Origin of the sequence: Aeribacillus sp. FSL K6-8210 (assembly GCF_037963925.1) — a bacterium.
In the GTDB taxonomy this organism is placed as follows: domain Bacteria; phylum Bacillota; class Bacilli; order Bacillales; family Aeribacillaceae; genus Aeribacillus; species Aeribacillus composti.
In genome coordinates, this window is the sequence record NZ_CP150172.1 from 3,338,938 (window position 1) to 3,357,932 (window position 18,995).

20 protein-coding genes are annotated in these 18,995 nt (G+C 33.8%); 4 read left to right on the forward strand and 16 right to left on the reverse strand.

Going from position 1 to position 18,995, the window contains the following annotated elements:
• Positions 1–615: 615 nt before the first annotated feature.
• From NSQ41_RS16245 to NSQ41_RS16260, 4 genes are all read right to left on the reverse strand, one after another.
• Positions 616–1,062: a hypothetical protein gene (locus NSQ41_RS16245; protein WP_339210361.1), complete on the reverse strand. Its 447-nt coding sequence runs from the start codon at positions 1,060–1,062 to the stop codon at positions 616–618.
• Positions 1,063–1,165: 103 nt separating this feature from the next.
• Positions 1,166–1,810, reverse strand: coding sequence for an ABC-2 transporter permease (locus tag NSQ41_RS16250; protein WP_066248048.1), 645 nt, complete (start codon positions 1,808–1,810; stop codon positions 1,166–1,168).
• A 7-nt stretch (positions 1,811–1,817) separates the two neighbouring features.
• Positions 1,818–2,666 carry an ABC transporter ATP-binding protein gene (locus tag NSQ41_RS16255; protein ID WP_066248045.1) on the reverse strand — a complete coding sequence of 283 codons (849 nt, stop codon included), beginning with the start codon at positions 2,664–2,666 and terminating at the stop codon, positions 1,818–1,820.
• Positions 2,667–3,290: 624 nt separating this feature from the next.
• On the reverse strand, positions 3,291–3,470 hold the full coding sequence (locus tag NSQ41_RS16260) for a hypothetical protein (protein WP_130157211.1): 180 nt from the start codon (positions 3,468–3,470) through the stop codon (positions 3,291–3,293).
• A gap of 346 nt (positions 3,471–3,816) precedes the next feature.
• Between NSQ41_RS16260 and NSQ41_RS16265 the strand changes: the two genes are divergently transcribed.
• The 4 genes from NSQ41_RS16265 to NSQ41_RS16280 all read left to right on the forward strand — a co-directional run bounded on the left by NSQ41_RS16265 (position 3,817) and on the right by NSQ41_RS16280 (position 9,203).
• Positions 3,817–5,433 carry an alpha-glucoside-specific PTS transporter subunit IIBC gene (locus NSQ41_RS16265; protein WP_130157209.1) on the forward strand — a complete coding sequence of 539 codons (1,617 nt, stop codon included), beginning with the start codon at positions 3,817–3,819 and terminating at the stop codon, positions 5,431–5,433.
• A 188-nt stretch (positions 5,434–5,621) separates the two neighbouring features.
• Positions 5,622–6,980 carry a 6-phospho-alpha-glucosidase gene (locus tag NSQ41_RS16270; RefSeq protein WP_066250754.1) on the forward strand — a complete coding sequence of 453 codons (1,359 nt, stop codon included), beginning with the start codon at positions 5,622–5,624 and terminating at the stop codon, positions 6,978–6,980.
• A gap of 404 nt (positions 6,981–7,384) precedes the next feature.
• Positions 7,385–8,176 (forward strand): MurR/RpiR family transcriptional regulator, encoded by a 792-nt coding sequence (locus NSQ41_RS16275; RefSeq protein ID WP_094244504.1) that lies wholly within the window; start codon positions 7,385–7,387, stop codon positions 8,174–8,176.
• Positions 8,177–8,702: 526 nt separating this feature from the next.
• Positions 8,703–9,203 (forward strand): PTS glucose transporter subunit IIA, encoded by a 501-nt coding sequence (locus tag NSQ41_RS16280; protein ID WP_066250760.1) that lies wholly within the window; start codon positions 8,703–8,705, stop codon positions 9,201–9,203.
• A gap of 760 nt (positions 9,204–9,963) precedes the next feature.
• Here NSQ41_RS16280 and NSQ41_RS16285 read toward each other — a convergent pair.
• The 12 genes from NSQ41_RS16285 to NSQ41_RS16340 form a co-directional block, all read right to left on the reverse strand.
• On the reverse strand, positions 9,964–10,203 hold the full coding sequence (locus NSQ41_RS16285) for a hypothetical protein (RefSeq protein ID WP_066251013.1): 240 nt from the start codon (positions 10,201–10,203) through the stop codon (positions 9,964–9,966).
• Positions 10,204–10,270: 67 nt separating this feature from the next.
• Complete coding sequence (locus NSQ41_RS16290; RefSeq protein WP_339210363.1) at positions 10,271–11,320, reverse strand: hypothetical protein; 1,050 nt, start codon at positions 11,318–11,320, stop codon at positions 10,271–10,273.
• Between the two features lie 54 nt (positions 11,321–11,374).
• Positions 11,375–11,779 (reverse strand): hypothetical protein, encoded by a 405-nt coding sequence (locus tag NSQ41_RS16295; protein WP_063389154.1) that lies wholly within the window; start codon positions 11,777–11,779, stop codon positions 11,375–11,377.
• An 839-nt stretch (positions 11,780–12,618) separates the two neighbouring features.
• Entirely contained in the window at positions 12,619–12,858 is a 240-nt protein-coding gene (locus NSQ41_RS16300; RefSeq protein WP_066251013.1) for a hypothetical protein, read from the reverse strand.
• A 3-nt stretch (positions 12,859–12,861) separates the two neighbouring features.
• A complete protein-coding gene (locus NSQ41_RS16305; protein WP_157727863.1) occupies positions 12,862–13,032 on the reverse strand; it encodes a hypothetical protein in 171 nt (56 codons plus the stop codon).
• A gap of 176 nt (positions 13,033–13,208) precedes the next feature.
• Positions 13,209–13,565, reverse strand: coding sequence for a hypothetical protein (locus tag NSQ41_RS16310; RefSeq protein WP_094244501.1), 357 nt, complete (start codon positions 13,563–13,565; stop codon positions 13,209–13,211).
• Between the two features lie 402 nt (positions 13,566–13,967).
• Positions 13,968–14,609 carry a hypothetical protein gene (locus NSQ41_RS16315; protein WP_066251020.1) on the reverse strand — a complete coding sequence of 214 codons (642 nt, stop codon included), beginning with the start codon at positions 14,607–14,609 and terminating at the stop codon, positions 13,968–13,970.
• Complete coding sequence (locus NSQ41_RS16320) at positions 14,606–15,328, reverse strand: TNT domain-containing protein (RefSeq protein ID WP_327873495.1); 723 nt, start codon at positions 15,326–15,328, stop codon at positions 14,606–14,608. Before NSQ41_RS16320 ends, NSQ41_RS16315 begins: the two co-directional genes overlap by 4 nt.
• A 54-nt stretch (positions 15,329–15,382) precedes the next feature.
• Positions 15,383–15,787, reverse strand: coding sequence for a hypothetical protein (locus NSQ41_RS16325; RefSeq protein WP_063389154.1), 405 nt, complete (start codon positions 15,785–15,787; stop codon positions 15,383–15,385).
• A 17-nt stretch (positions 15,788–15,804) separates the two neighbouring features.
• On the reverse strand, positions 15,805–15,942 hold the full coding sequence (locus tag NSQ41_RS16330; RefSeq protein ID WP_339210364.1) for a hypothetical protein: 138 nt from the start codon (positions 15,940–15,942) through the stop codon (positions 15,805–15,807).
• Between the two features lie 668 nt (positions 15,943–16,610).
• Positions 16,611–16,850, reverse strand: coding sequence for a hypothetical protein (locus tag NSQ41_RS16335; RefSeq protein ID WP_066251013.1), 240 nt, complete (start codon positions 16,848–16,850; stop codon positions 16,611–16,613).
• A gap of 3 nt (positions 16,851–16,853) precedes the next feature.
• Positions 16,854–18,995, reverse strand: a complete 2,142-nt coding sequence (locus NSQ41_RS16340; protein ID WP_339210366.1) for a hypothetical protein — start codon at positions 18,993–18,995, stop codon at positions 16,854–16,856.

Sequence of the window (18,995 nt, forward strand, 5' to 3'; positions counted from 1 at the left end):
GAATAAACTGAAGCTTAAGCTGGAAAAATCTACTATCAATCCAAACGTGAACGAAAGAAATATGAGGAAAGATTACAAAATGATTTAATAGACATTTCAATGAACTAACTTCTGAGATGCTTCACCGTTTGGTTGATCGAATCGAAATAAAAGAAGATGTTTCACCAAAGATTTATTATCATTTCAAAAATGATGTTTTAAAAGAATAAAAGATATAGGAAAAGCACGTTTCATGATTTCCAGAAACGTGCTTTCAGCTTATCGACAAAGTCGACAAACTGGGATTAGTTTAAAAAGCTAATCTTTTTGATTCCATTAAAAGCCAGTTACGAGTGGCATAGGGGGATACCGCGATAATAAAGAAAGCTAAGGTTCTATGAATTAAGACTTCATATTTTAGTGTTTATGATAAATTAAATCAGTTTCGTAACTATCACCGCTGTAATTATTTTTTTAAATACAATCTCTTTAATTCTTCTGTTTCTTCTTTCTTTAATTTAAAATTATAATGTGAAATGATCTTTTTCATTAAGGAGTCAAATTGCTTTAAATAAAAGCCATAATTGTAAATTATCACAAATGCACTTGGCAATCTTTTGTTTCGGACAATTGGGATTATATTATTCTCAAAAGACAAGAAAAAACATCACAACGATCGTCATTTATTTTATCAATATTTATTTTTCCAATTTCTTTCCTATACAAAGAAAAATAATTTTTCCCTATATGATCTTCAAGGATTTTATTTGCTTTATTAACATCTTCTCCTATATTTCGCAGCATTTTTCTTACGCTATTACTTGGTTTATCTTGATTAAAGTAACTATACACAACAATATAAAATGCCAATTGGCCAAATTCCGAATCGGCATATTGTCCAATCAAAAATTCTTTATTTCTTTGGACTTCATATAATCTCATTTTTTTGTTGACAATATTAGTTTTACATTTTATAGACATATCGAAATACACATTGTCTTTATCATAATTTTTTTGATAGACAGAAACTTTGTAATGCACCCCTTTGTCAAGACACAAATTGATAATATTTAAGTTATCCATTCTCTCCTTTCGCTATGAATGTGGTGCGTGTGCAAAAAAGGCTTGACATGGAGCCTCTACGGGCACGATTTTTTGCGCCTACTTGATGTACTAATCACATAGTCTAAAATTCTTTCTTTCGATAAATAATTACAGCAATTAAATATGAGAGAGTAAATACAGTAATACCAAGTACTATAAATAAAATCGGAACTAATAAAGACGAATCTATGGATAACGGTAATTTGTCTATTAAATCTTCTACTAAGAATTTGATTCCATAATAAACAAATAGACCTACAAATCCTCCTCCAAGTACAAATGCATCAGATTTGTCTGCACCAAAGATATAGAGGAACGGGTATATAAGCGCACCTGCTAAAAGAACTACGAAAATTCCAGAAGAAATAATATTAATTATGCCATTTATTTGTGTTTCAAAAATTAGATCATATGTATAAATAACAATATATGAAAGAAATGCTCCGATAATCACAACCGATAAGTAAAAAATATAGTGACTTCGGACAATATTAGACCTACTAACCGGTAAGGTAAGTACATATTTATCATAACCAGACTTACTCTCTATTTTTATAACTTCAAGTGAAGGCAAAGTCATTAATAATATAATTAACATAGCGGCCACACCACTTACCATAGGCCCTGCAAAAAATAAAAGTACACCAGAAATCAATAATGCGAGACCTACATATGCAAAAATACTTCGATAAACTAGGTAATAGTTTGTCAATAATAGACCTTTCACTTAAATTTCACTCCCTGTTAGTTAGTAAGAGACTAAGTTCTTCCATTGAAATCTTTTTAGAGCTAAGGTCCTTTGGCAATTCCATTTTATTTGATACAAGTATTCTAGAATAAGAACCATAGTCCCTTTTTGCAACAACTATATTTCTATTTAGTAAAGATAATCGTTCCTTTTTGATATCAACAATTGCAAATTTTTCAAGAATCTTGTCCTTTCTCTCATTTAATAAAATTTCACCATTTTTGATAAAAACAATATGACTAGCAATTTTCTCAATATCACTCATAATATGAGAAGAAAGTAATATCCCACCACTACTCTCTCTCACAAAGCTTTTTAACTCACCTAAGACTTGTTCTCTTGATGAGGGATCAAGCCCTCCTGTTGCCTCATCTAGTAATAGTAGTTTTGCATTATGTGACAGTGCAACAGCTATAGAAAGTTTCATTGACATCCCACGAGAAAATTTATATATTTGTTTATCTTCGGGGAGAGAAAAAGAATTAACCAATCGGAAAAAATCATCTTGATTCCAAGTATTAAATATTCTCAAAAAAACTTTATTTAGTTGTTTGATTGTTAGGTGCGCCGGTAAATTCATAGCATCGAACACAACTCCAATTTTTTCCTTCATCTTAGGCTGTTTATGTATATTTTCTTTGCCAAAGATTTTAATTCTACCTGAATCCTGAGAAACTAGACCTAGTATTGTTTTAAATGTAGTAGATTTACCTGCACCATTATCACCAATAAAGCCAACTATTGATCCTGACGGAACATTGAATGTAACATTTTTTAAAACAACTTTATTGCCATATCGCTTTGTAATATTTTGAACATCTAATAAGTACGACATTTTCTCACTCCAACATATTATCTTAGTATATATATGTATTCTACTTACACCCGTTAAATCATTTATTTTTTCAAAAATTATCTTTCTATTCAGAATAATAATGTAGAATAATACATTTTAAAAGGGGCTTTTGAATCGTTTTGTTTTTTTATTAGGTCTAAGAGCCTATGTTTTTACTTATTTTTGTTTGTACATCCAAGGTTATGAAAATAATATAGAGAATAAATAGTATTTTTCCATTGATTGATGTTAAATTAATAGATGGATACTACCTTGACACTACATTAAATAAAAAAATTTATAGAAAAATAACAAGTATCATTTACTTAATGATTAGTGTCGAACTCGATTCATCAGAAAAATGTAAGTGTAGTACTTCTTCTAGGTCCTTTTCGGTTAATTTTTCTAATATTTTTACGTCAAATAAATTCGTCCCATTGAAATGATAACGTGTGAATTGATTTGCAATAAATTGAGGCGAATTAATAGACCTTAAAAAGCAACCAATTTCCTTATTTATTACACGTTGTGCATTATCTCTTTTTATCGGATCCCTTTTAAATCTAGAAACCGTTTCATATACAGTATTAATAACTTCTTGAGGCTCTTTACTTTCCCCACTAATTATGGAGTAACCAAAATTCCCCTCAATTCCGCCGGAACCTTAACATCCCCAACCCCTTCCATGGCGAATCCTATTTGCCGGTCAGGGTTCGTATTTTTCAGATTTGTTATGGCGTTGTCTACGAATCGGCCGACTTTAGGCGCACCGTTTGCTGCGCCGGTTTTCAAATGCTGCGGCACTTCTAATTCATTAGCCTCCTACTCGATGTTTAGGGAAGCTAAAGCTACATAGTGAATAACCGTGAGAAAGAAATTTTATATGTTTTTCCAGTTTGAAAAGTTCGTGAAATTTTTCAAACTGTGGGAAAATGTTCAAATGGAAAGGATAAGTCCCGACATCTTGCCAAGTTATTGTTAAAAATTAGATTTTAATATAAATTAATTGTAAGCGCTGACAGTTTATAGTTGCAACTATAAGCACCTTGACATTTTTGCTATGGCAATCATCTTTTGCATGAAATAACAGATCCCACAAATTTCTTCTTAAGTATTGTTATTTAATTGCTAGAAAAGGAGTGGATCAAGGATGATGCAAAAAATCCAACGGTTCGGTGGGGCGATGTTTGTGCCAGTATTATTATTCCCATTTGCGGGGATACTTGTAGGTCTCACAATTTTATTTAAAAACGGGGATATTATGGGTTCTTTGGCTGATCCAGATGGAGCATGGTATAAATTCTGGACGGTAATAGAGGAAGGTGGATGGACAGTATTTAATCAAATCCCGTTGCTTTTTGTTGCCGGCATCCCTATTGGATTAGCGAAAAAAGCACACGCGAGAGCTGTTTTAGCAGCACTCGTAACCTATTTAACTTTCAATTATTTTGTAAACGCTATTTTAACGATTTGGGGGGAAAATTTTGGTGTCGATTTTAGCCAAGAAGTTGGAGGAGTGAGCGGGTTAACGGAAATTGCCGGTATTAAAACTTTAGATACAAATATTATCGGTGCGATTGTTATTTCTTCCATTGTTGTTTTAATCCACAATCGATATTTTGACAAAAAACTACCAGATTTCCTAGGTATCTTCCAAGGAACATCCTTTGTTGTCATTGTTTGTTTTTTTGCTATGTTGCCTCTTGCCTTGCTTACCTCGTGGGGATGGCCGATAATTCAGAACGGAATTGCTTCTTTACAAGGGTTTTTGGCTTCCTCTGATGTATTAGGGGTTTGGTTGTATACATTCCTTGAAAGAATCTTAATTCCAACGGGGCTGCACCATTTTATATACGGTCCTTTTATCTACGGCCCGGCAGTTGTTGATGGCGGAATTGCAAAATATTGGATGGAGCATTTATCGGAATATGCAACAAGTGCTCATTCATTAAAAGAAATGTTCCCGGAAGGCGGTTTTGCTTTGCATGGTATGCCCAAAATTTTTGGAATCCCTGGCATTGCATTAGCGATATACGTAACAGCAAAACCTGAGAAAAAGAAAATCGTATCAGGTATGTTGATTGCAGCAACTTTAACATCTGTTGTAGCCGGGATCACAGAACCGATAGAGTTCACATTTTTATTTGTTGCTCCTCTTCTATTTGCTGTACATGCATTTTTAGCAGCTTCTATGGCTGCGGTGATGTATGCGTTTGGTGCAGTTGGTAATATGGGTGGTGGATTGTTAGAAATTGCCAGCTCCAACTGGATTCCGTTATTCAAATACCATACTTCCACTTATATCACTCAGTGGATAATTGGATTGGCATTTACGGTTATCTATTTTTTCACGTTTCGTTATTTAATTGTAAAGCTAAATGTAGCTACCCCAGGTCGTGAAGCAGATGACCAAAAAGAAGTAAAACTGTATACAAAAGCAGACTACAAAGCTAAAAAGCAAGCAGAAAATAAAAATAGTGCAAATAAAGAAAATGCTTATTTTGTTCAAGCTAGTGAATTTTTAGAAGCTCTAGGCGGATCTTCTAATATTGCCGATGTAACAAACTGTGCTACAAGACTCCGCGTAACAGTAGTAGATGAATCAAAAATAGCGCCTGATAGCCGATTTAGATCAGCTGGAGCCCACGGAATTGTTAAGAATGGGAAAGCAATTCAAGTGATAGTCGGTTTATCGGTTCCACAAGTAAGGGAACAATTTGAGAATTTATTGAGTGATTCTAGCAAAAAACAATATAAAGAAAACTGAAAGGCTCCACATTTACTTGCAAATTCTAAAATGTTGTTTATTTGACAAGCGGGAAAATTCCCTTCTTATGGGAAATAGAACTGAACTTGAGATAGCGACCAGAATGGTTAAGAAATATTGTTTTCATACAAATGAATTGTTATAACTTGGATGAAAGAGGATATTGCATTAAAGGAGGAAACCTAAAAATGAAAAAATTCTCGGTATTAATTGCAGGCGGGGGAAGTACTTTTACTCCAGGGATTGTTTTGATGTTATTAGATAATTTATATAAGTTTCCAATTCGGAAATTAAAACTTTATGATAATGATGAGGAACGTCAAGCAACAATTGCAGGAGCTTGCGAAATAATTCTCAAAGAAAGAGCTCCGGAAATAGAATTTTTGGCAACAACAAATCCTGAAGAAGCCTTTACAGATGTTGATTTTGTCATGGCGCATATTCGTGTAGGAAAATATGCAATGCGTGAATTAGATGAAAAAATACCTTTGAAACATGGTGTAGTTGGTCAAGAAACATGCGGGCCAGGTGGAATTGCATATGGAATGCGTTCTATTGGAGGAGTATTAGAATTAATTGATTATATGGAAAAATACTCTCCTAATGCATGGATGCTCAATTATTCCAACCCAGCAGCGATTGTAGCTGAAGCGACGCGCCGTCTCCGTCCTCATTCGAAAGTACTTAACATTTGTGATATGCCTGTCGGGATTGAAGAACGTATGGCGCGAATTTTAGGGTTAAAATCTCGCAAAGAAATGACGGTAAGATATTATGGATTGAACCATTTTGGATGGTGGACGGATATTCGCGACAAAGAAGGAAATGATTTAATGCCTAAATTAAAGGAGCATGTTGCAAAGTACGGGTATGTTGTCAATGATAGCGGAGACAATCAGCATGTTGATGCTAGCTGGCAAGATACATTCTTAAAAGCGAGAGACGTATATGCATTAGACCCAGATACGTTGCCAAACACATATTTAAAATACTATTTATTCCCGGATGAAGTAGTGGCAAATTCTAACCCGAATTATACAAGAGCAAATGAAGTAATGGAAGGCCGTGAAAAATTTGTTTTCGGCGAATGTAGAAAAATAATTGAAAATCAATCCACAGAAGGCAGTAAACTTCATATAGATGAACATGCAGCATATATTGTAGATTTGGCGCGTGCCATTGCTTATAACACTCATGAAAGAATGTTGCTTATTGTAGAAAATAAAGGGGCTATTTCCAATTTTGATCCGACCGCAATGGTGGAAATTCCATGCATTGTCGGCAGCAATGGTCCTGAACCGCTATCGATCGGGGAAATCCCGCAATTCCAAAAAGGATTAATGGAACAACAAGTATCTGTGGAAAAGCTAGTGGTAGAAGCATGGATAACAAGGTCTTACCAAAAATTATGGCAAGCAATAACATTATCAAAAACAGTACCGAGTGCAAAAGTTGCTAAAGAAATATTGGATGATTTAATTGAAGCAAATAAAGATTTCTGGCCTGAACTTCATAAAGATGATGTGGTAGTGAGCGAATTTTTTTAAGATGATCGATTTTATCAAATAAAAAGGGGCTGTCCAGAAAGTCAGATCCCCATTGAAAACAAAAAATCATAAACACCGATATATCAACGTTTCTAAAACATTAATGGGGGCGTCAATAAGCCGTAAAAACGAATTATTAGACACCCCCTTTTTTTGTTTCACTCCTCCTTCTGTTAATGAAAAATTATTTTTTGCCAAGCAGCAGACTTACACCTTTTTTTCCTTTAAACTAAGTATTGTAGTGTTCTGGCATTACATTTGGCTGCTTCCGAAGGAATGTAAAGGATAATAATCCAGTACAGTTCCATATAGTTCTGCCAGCGAATTTATTCGCAGTTAACGGCACGGCCATTTGGAGATGACAAGAGCAAACATAAATTATTTATTGAAGGAGGGGATATGGCTTGAGATTAGAAGAACTTATTAATAAACATTATAAAAAATTAAATGAGACAGATTTACACATCTTAAAGTACATTATGAATAATAAAAATACTTGTTATTCGTTAGGGATTAATAATCTAGCTGAAAAATGCAATGTTTCCCGCTCTTCAATATTGCGGTTGGCACAGAAATTGGAATTTAGTGGATATAGTGAATTCCGAGTGTTCTTAAAATGGCAAGGTCGAGAGGATCCGGTAGAAGAAAAAAGCGGTGTAGAAATTTTGCAGGAAGATCTTCATGAAACAATCAAATATATTCAAACCAAAGATTTTTCGGATGTTTGTGAATTGATATATAATGCCAATCAAGTATTTGTTTTTGGGACGGGCACTGCCCAATTACATTGTGCATTAGAGTTGCAAAGAATGTTTCTGCCGCTTCAAAAGTATTTGAATGTTATCCACTCTCAATTGGAGTTTGAAATAATTGTAAAGGATTTGCAGAAAAACGATGTTGTGATCATTTTTTCTTTATCAGGAGATACACCAACAATTTTTCCTGCAGTGCAAAATTTAGTTGCCAAAGGAATTCCTTTTATCTCTATAACAAATTTAGTAAATAATCGTTTGGCTAGAATGACTCCGTATAATTTATATGCCAGGAGTTCAAATCTCGCAAGCCATAACGGAACAAAATTGAAAACATTTGCCCCTTTTTTTATTATTGGAGAAGCTATTTTTAGCCATTATGTTGACTACCTGAAAGAGAAAAAAGAAACAATTGAAAGGGCGGGAAAAGATGAAGACGCATAATACAACGTGCCAACAAAAACATTCGAATGATTCCCCTTCCATATTACAAAGTTTGCGCATTTTTAAAATATCGGTCATCTTTTTTATACGTCCCATTTCTCTTTCTTAATTATTTATATATAATGTCGCTGCAGGCAAACCAACCTTTTTTTGCTCAAGTAAAAGAGGATCCTTTCATTAAAATTTGTTTGTGTTTGCCATGTTAAATCTTTTTTTGGTGTATTGACAAGAATGGTGTTGTCAGATTTATAAAACAGATCCAGTTAGAAATAGGAAGGTTGGCGATTTCATTATTACTGGTTGAAATATATTTGGCAGTATGTTGCTTCTTTTAGCTATTAGCAAATACCGGAAAGCACATAAAGAATTCATAAAAAATAGTACGTTGAACCGGAAGGAAAAAGGAGCAAATTTAAGATTTGTCGGAAGTACCATTATTGTTGGATTGCTGTCTGTTCTTTGTCTTGTCTTTATTATTAAAATACAATTTTCATAAAATTATTATAGATAGAAAGAAGGAATTAGTATGTTAAAAAAAATATTTGCGAAAAATCCCAAAACTATTATAGAAGAAATTTTTTCACCTATGTATGGCGAAGTAATTTCATTATCAGAAGTACCGGATCCCGTGTTTGCCCAAAAGATGATGGGGGATGGGATAGCGGTTATTCCTAAAGACGGAAAGGTGGTGTCCCCTGTAAAAGGACAAATTATTCAAGTATTTCCTACTAAGCACGCAATAGGTATTCGAACAAAACATGGGTTAGAAGTATTAATTCACGTTGGACTAGATACGGTTGAATTAAATGGTGAAGGTTATGAAGTAACTGTGAGTGAAGGGCAAAAAGTAAAAATTGGAGATCCCATAATGAATGTTGATATAGAATTTATTGAAAAAAATAATAAAGAAATCGTAACGCCAATTATTATTACAAATAGCGCTGAAAAGACTGAGAAAATAGTTGTGCGGGAAGCTGGTGAAATACAAAGGGGAGAGTATATATTGAAATGCTATGTTGTAAATTAGGGCAATTTCATCCTAACATCCGAAATACCGCGAAAAATTTTGCGAATCCCCTAGATGATGCACATTCTTACCAAGCATTTGTGCATTTTCCAAATATATTTCTGTAAAATGATGCAAGGTATTTTCTGCAAGAAGAAAATTCAGAGTGTCGCAGTATATCTTTATCAAAATTTTGTATAAATATACATATATGTGATCTATCCATCAAGGGCTTGACATGGATCTTCTGTAGCCATGATTCTTTAGCCAAGCGCCAGCTTCAACAGTTTTGGCAAAACCAAAAAAGGTTATCATGGCTCCTCCTCCATGTAAAGCTCCTTTGCATATCACTGCATAAGGATTTTGCAATTCTCTGCACTTTTATTTTCAAAAAACAAACCTATTGTAATTAAGTTTATTATAATCTCCCTGTTCTCCGTGTCTAATTTTTAGACTAACATCAATTTTATGTTTCTATTACTTAAATACCTTATTGTTCTTAGCTAATATTATATATCCTAAAATAACAGTTTTCTGTTCTAAGCCTTTTTATAAAGTTATCAATGGCATCACTTTCATTATTAAATATTACTTCCGAACCTGTTACAATATTGGATCTTTATTATCATGGATAACATAAAAAGGATTCAAAAACCCCTCTTCTCTGAACCATTTATTACGGTCAAATTTAATTTCCATTAACTATTAATTTTATTTCATCGACATGGAATAGCTTAGAAGCTTTGGATAAGTAGTGCGGTCAAATTAAAATGTTTATTTTCTATCTACCTATTTTTCCCATCGTTATCATATATAAAAATTTGAAAATTTGATTCTCATTTCCCCTTTCGATAATTGAAAAATTTTGTCTTTCATCCACATTATATAAGATCCAATTATCACCTTCTAAGTAGCAACCTGTTGAAAATGGTACATTGGTTTTTCTACCAATAACAATATTCAATTCTTCCAAATCTATGCCTAACTCTTTTATTTTATTTTCATATTCAGTTCGTGTCATTTTTTACCAACCTCCTTTATTTTGTAATATACCGATATCCTCTAAAGCTTTCACATTTATTGGAGTGTTAATTTGTTTCACACCACCCGTAGTTATTTTCCCATGGAGCTGCTTCCCCCATAACACCATATGTTGAGTCTATTTCTTTTTCTTTATACAAAGCTACCAATTCAGGATTTGATTGAAAAGCTTTATATTGAGAATACCAATTGGCAATAACATTTTCAGTAATATGAGGATTATTAGTTCCGATCTTTATATTTAATTTATCAATAATAGAATTTATTTTGTTAACAGAATCTTCTGGATGGTCAATACTAAAATTTTTAATAGCATCTATTGCATCTTTATAGTACGTTTTATCAAAATAATAGGTGTTCCTCGCATACTCATTTTCAATATAACAAATAGAACGTTCACTTTGTGTACTATGATAACCATTTTCTACCACACCTAAATTGTTGCCAAAAGGACTTCCAATTCTATCTAGTTCACTTGGAATTAATATTTCTCCAGTTTCTTTATTAAATACACCAATTGCAGTATCTTTATTCAAATCTGGAAAACTTGGCCAGTCAATATCTGGCCATTCTCCCCAATTAGAATAATCAGCATTTTTTATCACTCTAACATCATTTAAAACATTAAAATTTATTTTTTGTTCCGGTGTTAACTTATTGAAGTTAGCTTTCATAATTTCAATCTTTTCAGCATTAGATAACGTTTCATTACACCAAACATTATCTCTGAGATATTTATTGAAATTATCTTGTGCCTCTTTCCCTATACCTTCAAATGATTCACAAACATATTTTTCTAATTTAGGATCTATAGTACTTTCGCCTGTTCCCATATCCTTAATGTTATATTCGAAGCCATCGTTGTTAACTTTATTCCCCCCAACATTCACCCCATCGACCTTGCTCAAGTATGCCCGGATTTTGTTTTCCACCGCATGCGTATTTTCCGCCGGAACCTTAACATCCCCAACCCCTTCCATGGCGAATCCCATTTGCCGGTCAGGGATCGCATTTTTCAGATTTGTTATGGCGTTGTCTACGAATCGGCCGACTTTAGGCGCACCGTTTGCTGCGCCGATTTTCAAATGCTGCGGCACTTCTAATTCATTAGCCTCCTACTCGATGTTTAGTAAATTCCCACCTTGTGAAAATCAGAGTATGATTGATTTCTTATGTGTTATAGTTTTAACCCTACTTTTTGGCACCCAATCCATAAATGTATCTCGATCTTTTCTGTCTAGATCTAACTCAACTCCTATTGCAACATCAGATGTAGCAACAAGATATTCATTAACATTTTCATTTAATATTTGCACCTCTAGTCCATCAATCACTCCAATAAGTTCTATTTCATAAATATCTTCTATCTCATTCTGTTCAACTTCATTAATATACACTCTAGGGAGATTACTAATGTCATAATTATCTGGATATTTTTTTTCTTTAAACCCCTTATCTAAATCTGTTGCATTATAGCTAATTAACCTAACTTTATTCTCTATTAATCTAGCCTTATAGTCCTCACCTTTATATTTGGCATATAATCCTTTTTTCAAAATAATCCCTCCAGTAATTATTTTATCGGAACAAATCTACCAACGTCTTCGTCATATATAGCGCGTAAAAATTCTTCTCCATTGATTACTTCATACAATTCAGCCCCATCTTTTGGAGCAAAGTAACCTTTAAATTTCCATTCAGGAACTCTCTATTATATTTATCCACAAATCCCAACTTTAACGATTCTGGATCCTACTTATTATTATTAGATTTCCATCCATATTACGAGTCATTTCATATTCTTTTCCCTTATAAGTGGCGAAACGGCCTTTTCTGATCATGTTTATTCACCTCGGTAATTTGATAGGATTGTCTATTTATGGAAAAAAGGGGTGTCTAATAAGTCGTTTTTACGGCTTATTGACACCCCCATTAATGTTTTAGAAAAGTTGATATATCGGTGTTTATGATTTTTTGTTTTCAATGGCGATTTGACTTTCTGGACAGCCCTTCAAAAATTCTGTCGATCCCTCTATTAAAAAATTTTATGCTCTACCACATTTATTGACAGAAAATATTTTATGTTTCTATTACTTAAATACCTTATTGTTCTTAGCTAATATTATATATCCTAAAATAACAGCTTTTCTGTTCTAAGCCTTTTTATAAAGTTATCAAGGGCATCACTTTCATTATTAAATATTACTTCCGAACCTGTTACAATATTGGCTCTTTATTATCATGGATAACATAAAAAGGATTCAAAAGCCCCTCTTCTCTGAACCATTTATTACGGTCAAATTTAATTTCCATTAATTATTAATTTTATTTCAACGACATGGAATAGCTTAGAAGCTTTGGATAAGTAGTGCGGTCAAATTAAAATGTTTATTTTCTATCTACCTATTTTTCCCATCGTTATCATATATAAAAATTTGAAAATTTGATTCTCATTTCCCCTTTCGATAATTGAAAAATTTTGTCTTTCATCCACATTATATAAGATCCAATTATCACCTTCTAAGTAGCAACCTGTTGAAAATGGTACATTGGTTTTTCTACCAATAACAATATTCAATTCTTCCAAATCTATGCCTAACTCTTTTATTTTATTTTCATATTCAGTTCGTGTCATTTTTTACCAACCTCCTTTATTTTGTAATATACCGATATCCTCTAAAGCTTTCACATTTATTGGAGTGTTAATTTGTTTCGCACCACCCGTAGTTATTATTTCACCGTTTTTTTCCCATGGAGCTGCTTCCCCCATAACACCATATGTTGAGTCTATTTCTTTTTCTTTACACAAAGCTACCAATTTAGGATTTGATTGAAAAGCTTTATATTGAGAATACCAATTGGCAATAACATTTTCAGTAATATGAGGATTATTTGTTCCATTCTTTATATTTAATTTATCAATAATAGAATTTATTTTGTTAACAGAATATTCTGGATGGTCAATACTAAAATTTTTAATAGCATCTATTGCATCTTTATAGTACGTTTTATCAAAATAATAGGTGTTCCTCGCATACTCATTTCAATATAACAAATAGAACGTTCACTTTGTGTACTATGATAACCATTTTCTACCACACCTAAATTGTTGCCAAAAGGACTTCCAATTCTATCTAGTTCACTTGGAATTAATATTTCTCCAGTTTCTTTATTAAATACACCAATTGCAGTATCTTTATTCAAATCTGGAAAACTTGGCCAGTCAATATCTGGCCATTCTCCCCAATTAGAATAATCAGCATTTTTTATCACTCTAACATCATTTAAAACATTAAAATTTATTTTTTGTTCCGGTGTTAACTTATTGAAGTTAGCTTTCATAATTTCAATCTTTTCAGCATTAGATAACGTTTCATTACACCAAACATTATCTCTGAGATATTTATTGAAATTATCTTGTGCCTCTTTCCCTATACCTTCAAATGATTCACAAACATATTTTTCTAATTTAGGATCTATAGTACTTTCGCCTTTTCCCGTACCCTTAATGTTATATTCGAAGCCATCGTTGTTAACTTTATTCCCCCCAACATTTTTTACAAAGAAGTGCTATTTTTCAAAGTCTTTCGTTGCTCATTCCGTCATCAACCCTTAGACCGATTGGGACCGGCCCATGTCGAGATACCGCGATAATAAAGAAAAAGCTGAGGTTCTATGAATTAAGACTTCATATTTTAGTGTTTATGATAAATTAAATCAGTTTCGTAACTATCACCGCTGTAATTATTTTTTTAAATACAATCTCTTTAATTCTTCTGTTTCTTCTTTCTTTAATTTTAAATTGTAATGTGAAATGATCTTTTTCATTAAGGAGTCAAATTGCTTTAAATAAAAGCCATAATTATAAATTATCACAAATGCACTTGTCAATCTTTTGTTTCGGACAATTGGGATTATATTATTCTCAAGAGACAAGTAAAAAACATCACAACGATCGTCATTTATTTTATCAATATTTATTTTTCCAATTTCTTTTCTATACAAAGAAAAATAATTTTTCCCTATATGATCTTCAAGGATTTTATTTGCTTTATTAACATCTTCTCCTATATTTCGCAGCATTTTTCTTACGCTATTACTTGGTTTATCTTGATTAAAGTAACTATACACAACTATATAAAATGCCAATTGGCCAAATTCCGAATCGGCATATTGTCCAATCAAAAATTCTTTATTTCTTTGGACTTCATATAATCTCATTTTTTTGTTGACAATATCAGTTTTACATCTTATAGACATATCGAAATACACATTGTCTTTATCATAATTTTTTTGATAGACAGAAACTTCTTTTAACGATTGGTTATCATTTTCAACGATAAAAAGATTAGGATCCTTCTTTAAGAGTTCAAGCACATTCATCATGGACTCCACTTCCTTACAGAAACAAGTTCAATTAAATCTTCTTCAATTAATTCATTAATTGTATAAGGTTTCCCATTTTCATGGTATTTTACAAATTGTGTTCCCCCGCCTGGTCTGCCAAACCAAGGCGCAGCTTTACCAGATTTAACACTAAAGTCTTCCAATACTCTATAAACGTAATAGTTTGCTTCGTCACTATGCAATGCGAGCGCTCTCTCTTCATACGGAACACCCTTTGGAGAAAAGAAGCCTCCAGTTGGTTCTCCATATCTATCTATTAACATTCCTTCTTTCAGGATTGTGTCAACCGGTTCTTCTGCGAATCCATCATTTGGAGGCCATATTACTTCTCCAGTTTCTTGATTATAATATTTTGGATTATCATATACATCTTTATATTTAAGGTACTTTTCCTCACTGGGTGGATACATCCATTTTTCAATTTTCGCTTTATCACCTGGACTTAAACCTTTTGAATTATCTTTAATTTCTTTTATGTCCTCCAAATTCACCCCATCGACCTTGCTCAAGTATGCCCGGATTTTGTTTTCCACCGCATGCGTATTTTCCGCCGGAACCTTAACATCCCCAACCCCTTCCATGGCGAATCCCATTTGCCGGTCAGGGATCGCATTTTTCAGATTTGTTATGGCGTTGTCTACGAATCGGCCGACTTTAGGCGCACCGTTTGCTGCGCCGATTTTCAAATGCTGCGGCACTTCTAATTCATTAGCCTCCTACTCGATGTTTAGTAAATTCCCACCTTGTGAAAATCAGAGTATGATTGATTTCTTATGTGTTATAGTTTTAACCCTACTTTTTGGCACCCAATCCATAAATGTATCTCGATCTTTTCTGTCTAGATCTAACTCAACTCCTATTGCAACATCAGATGTAGCAACAAGATATTCATTAACATTTTCATTTAATATTTGCACCTCTAGTCCATCAATCACTCCAATAAGTTCTATTTCATAAATATCTTCTATCTCATTCTGTTCAACTTCATTAATATACACTCTAGGGAGATTACTAATGTCATAATTATCTGGATATTTTTTTTCTTTAAACCCCTTATCTAAATCTGTTGCATTATAGCTAATTAACCTAACTTTATTCTCTATTAATCTAGCCTTATAGTCCTCACCTTTATATTTGGCATATAATCCTTTTTTCAAAATAATCCCTCCAGTAATTATTTTATCGGAACAAATCTACCAACGTCTTCGTCATATATAGCGCGTAAAAATTCTTCTCCATTGATTACTTCATACAATTCAGCCCCATCTTTTGGAGCAAAGTAACCTTTAAATTTCCATTCAGGAACTCTCATTTATCCACAAATCCCAACTTTAACGATTCTGGATCCTACTTATTATTATTAGATTTCCATCCATATTACGAGTCATTTCATATTCTTTTCCCTTATAAGTGGCGAAACGGCCTTTTCTGATCATGTTTATTCACCTCGGTAATTTGATAGGATTGTCTATTTATGGAAAAAAGGGGTGTCTAATAAGTCGTTTTTACGGCTTATTGACACCCCCATTAATGTTTTAGAAAAGTTGATATATCGGTGTTTATGATTTTTTGTTTTCAATGGCGATTTGACTTTCTGGACAGCCCTTCAAAAATTCTGTCGATCCCTCTATTAAAAAATTTTATGCTCTACCACATTTATTGACAGAAAATATTTTATGTTTCTATTACTTAAATACCTTATTGTTCTTGCTAATCTTAAAATAACAACTTTACTGTTATAAGCCTTTTTATAAAGTTATCAAGGGCATCACTTTCATTATTAAATATTACTTCCGAACCTGTTACAATATTGGCTCTTTATTATCATGGATAACATAAAAAGGATTCAAAAGCCCCTCTTCTCTGAACCATTTATTACGGTCAAATTTAATTTCCATTAATTATTAATTTTATTTCAACGACATGGAATAGCTTAGAAGCTTTGGATAAGTAGTGCGGTCAAATTAAAATGTTTATTTTCTATCTACCTATTTTTCCCATCGTTATCATATATAAAAATTTGAAAATTTGATTCTCATTTCCCCTTTCGATAATTGAAAAATTTTGTCTTTCATCCACATTATATAAGATCCAATTATCACCTTCTAAGTAGCAACCTGTTGAAAATGGTACATTGGTTTTTCTACCAATAACAATATTCAATTCTTCCAAATCTATGCCTAACTCTTTTATTTTATTTTCATATTCAGTTCGTGTCATTTTTTACCAACCTCCTTTATTTTGTAATATACCGATATCCTCTAAAGCTTTCACATTTATTGGAGTGTTAATTTGTTTCGCACCACCCGTAGTTATTATTTCACCGTTTTTTTCCCATGGAGCTGCTTCCCCCATAACACCATATGTTGAGTCTATTTCTTTTTCTTTACACAAAGCTACCAATTCAGGATTTGATTGAAAAGCTTTATATTGAGAATACCAATTGGCAATAACATTTTCAGTAATATGAGGATTATTTGTTCCATTCTTTATATTTAATTTATCAATAATAGAATTTATTTTGTTAACAGAATCTTCTGGATGGTCAATACTAAAATTTTTAATAGCATCTATTGCATCTTTATAGTACGTTTTATCAAAATAATAGGTGTTCCTCGCATACTCATTTTCAATATAACAAATAGAACGTTCACTTTGTGTACTATGATAACCATTTTCTACCACACCTAAATTGTTACCAAAAGGACTTCCAATTCTATCTAATTCACTTGGAATTAATATTTCTCCAGTTTCTTTATTAAATACACCAATTGCAGTATCTTTATTCAAACCTGGAAAACTTGGCCAGTCAATATCTGGCCATTCTCCCCAATTAGAATAATCAGCATTTTTTATCACTCTAACATCATTTAAAACATTAAAATTTATTTTTTGTTCCGGTGTTAACTTATTAAAGTTAGCTTTCATAATTTCAATCTTTTCAGCATTAGATAACGTTTCATCACACCAAACATTATCTCTGAGATATTTATTGAAATTATCTTGTGCCTCTTTCCCTATACCTTCAAATGATTCACAAACATATTTTTCTAATTTAGGATCTATAGTACTTTCGCCTGTTCCCATATCCTTAATGTTATATTCGAAGCCATCGTTGTTAACTTTATTCCCCCCAACATTCACCCCATCGACCTTACTCAAGTATGCCCGGATTTTATTCTCCACCGCATGCGTATTTTCCGCCGGAACCTTAACATCCCCAACCCCTTCCATGGCGAATCCCATTTGCCGGTCAGGGATCGCATTTTTCAGATTTGTTATGGCGTTGTCTACGAATCGGCCGACTTGCAACGCACCGTTTGCTGCGCCGGTTTTCAAATGCTGAGGCATTTCCTTCGCCCATGCTTTCGCATTTCGAATGCGGGCAACGATGTCTTTTTCAGCATGGACAACCATGTCGGAGGCACGTTGTGATTTTTGCTGGAAGTCCGTTTTCAACCCCGTTAATAATTGAAGATCACTTGCTTCTCTTAGAGGTGAAAAGCGGGCAGCGCTGCTGAATCTAGAAAGCGCGCTGACGCCAGGGACGATATCCAATGGTGCGAGGGCACCGCGGAATACTCTTTCGCCTGTTCCCAGTTCCCTCCCTGAAATCCAGTCTTTTCCGGAAACGGCCGAGCTTAATTCCAGTGTACCATAGGCCATGCCCAATGCCATCCCTGCTGGCGGACAAATAAATGAGACGCCGACAATCACGACGAGCGCCGCTATTTGCCCCCAGAATTCTTTGTTCATTTGCCCGTCTTTGATCGATTCATACTGAAAAGCCCGGGAATTCAAAGCTGCCTGTATATATTCCTGTTCCGAAAAATCTTGCTGGGGATTCAGTTCTTTCCATGAGGCGTATTCCCGTTCCATCAGCCTGGCATAGTAGTTGCTGCCGCTGAACAGATCTTCCAGTCCGACCTCGGCTTTTGGCACTTCGATCGTCTCTTGTGTGCCATAAGTTCCTGGAACGACGATTATTTCTTTAACACCGATGTGGTTTTTCGTCTTGATCTCTGATATCGATAAGTTGCGCATCGCTTCGACAAAAGCATCGATATCTTGATAAAACGGCTCATCGATCGTACGGTCGACAATATCTCCGACACGGCCGCTAAAGCGGTGCAGGACGAGATAATCTTCATATAATTGTTGATATTGGCTTTTGCGGTCCGTGTGGGTGAAAGAGATGACACCGTCGCTATCATATTTGGCGATGTCTGATTGGGCGTCTTCCAAAAGATCACTGATATCTTTCAAATTGTCGATCATGCCTTTGCCCCATGCGCCAAGGCCGATCAGATCGCCAATGCCTTTCTTGGTCCTTTCCCATTCGGAAGGTATATATTTGACATCCAT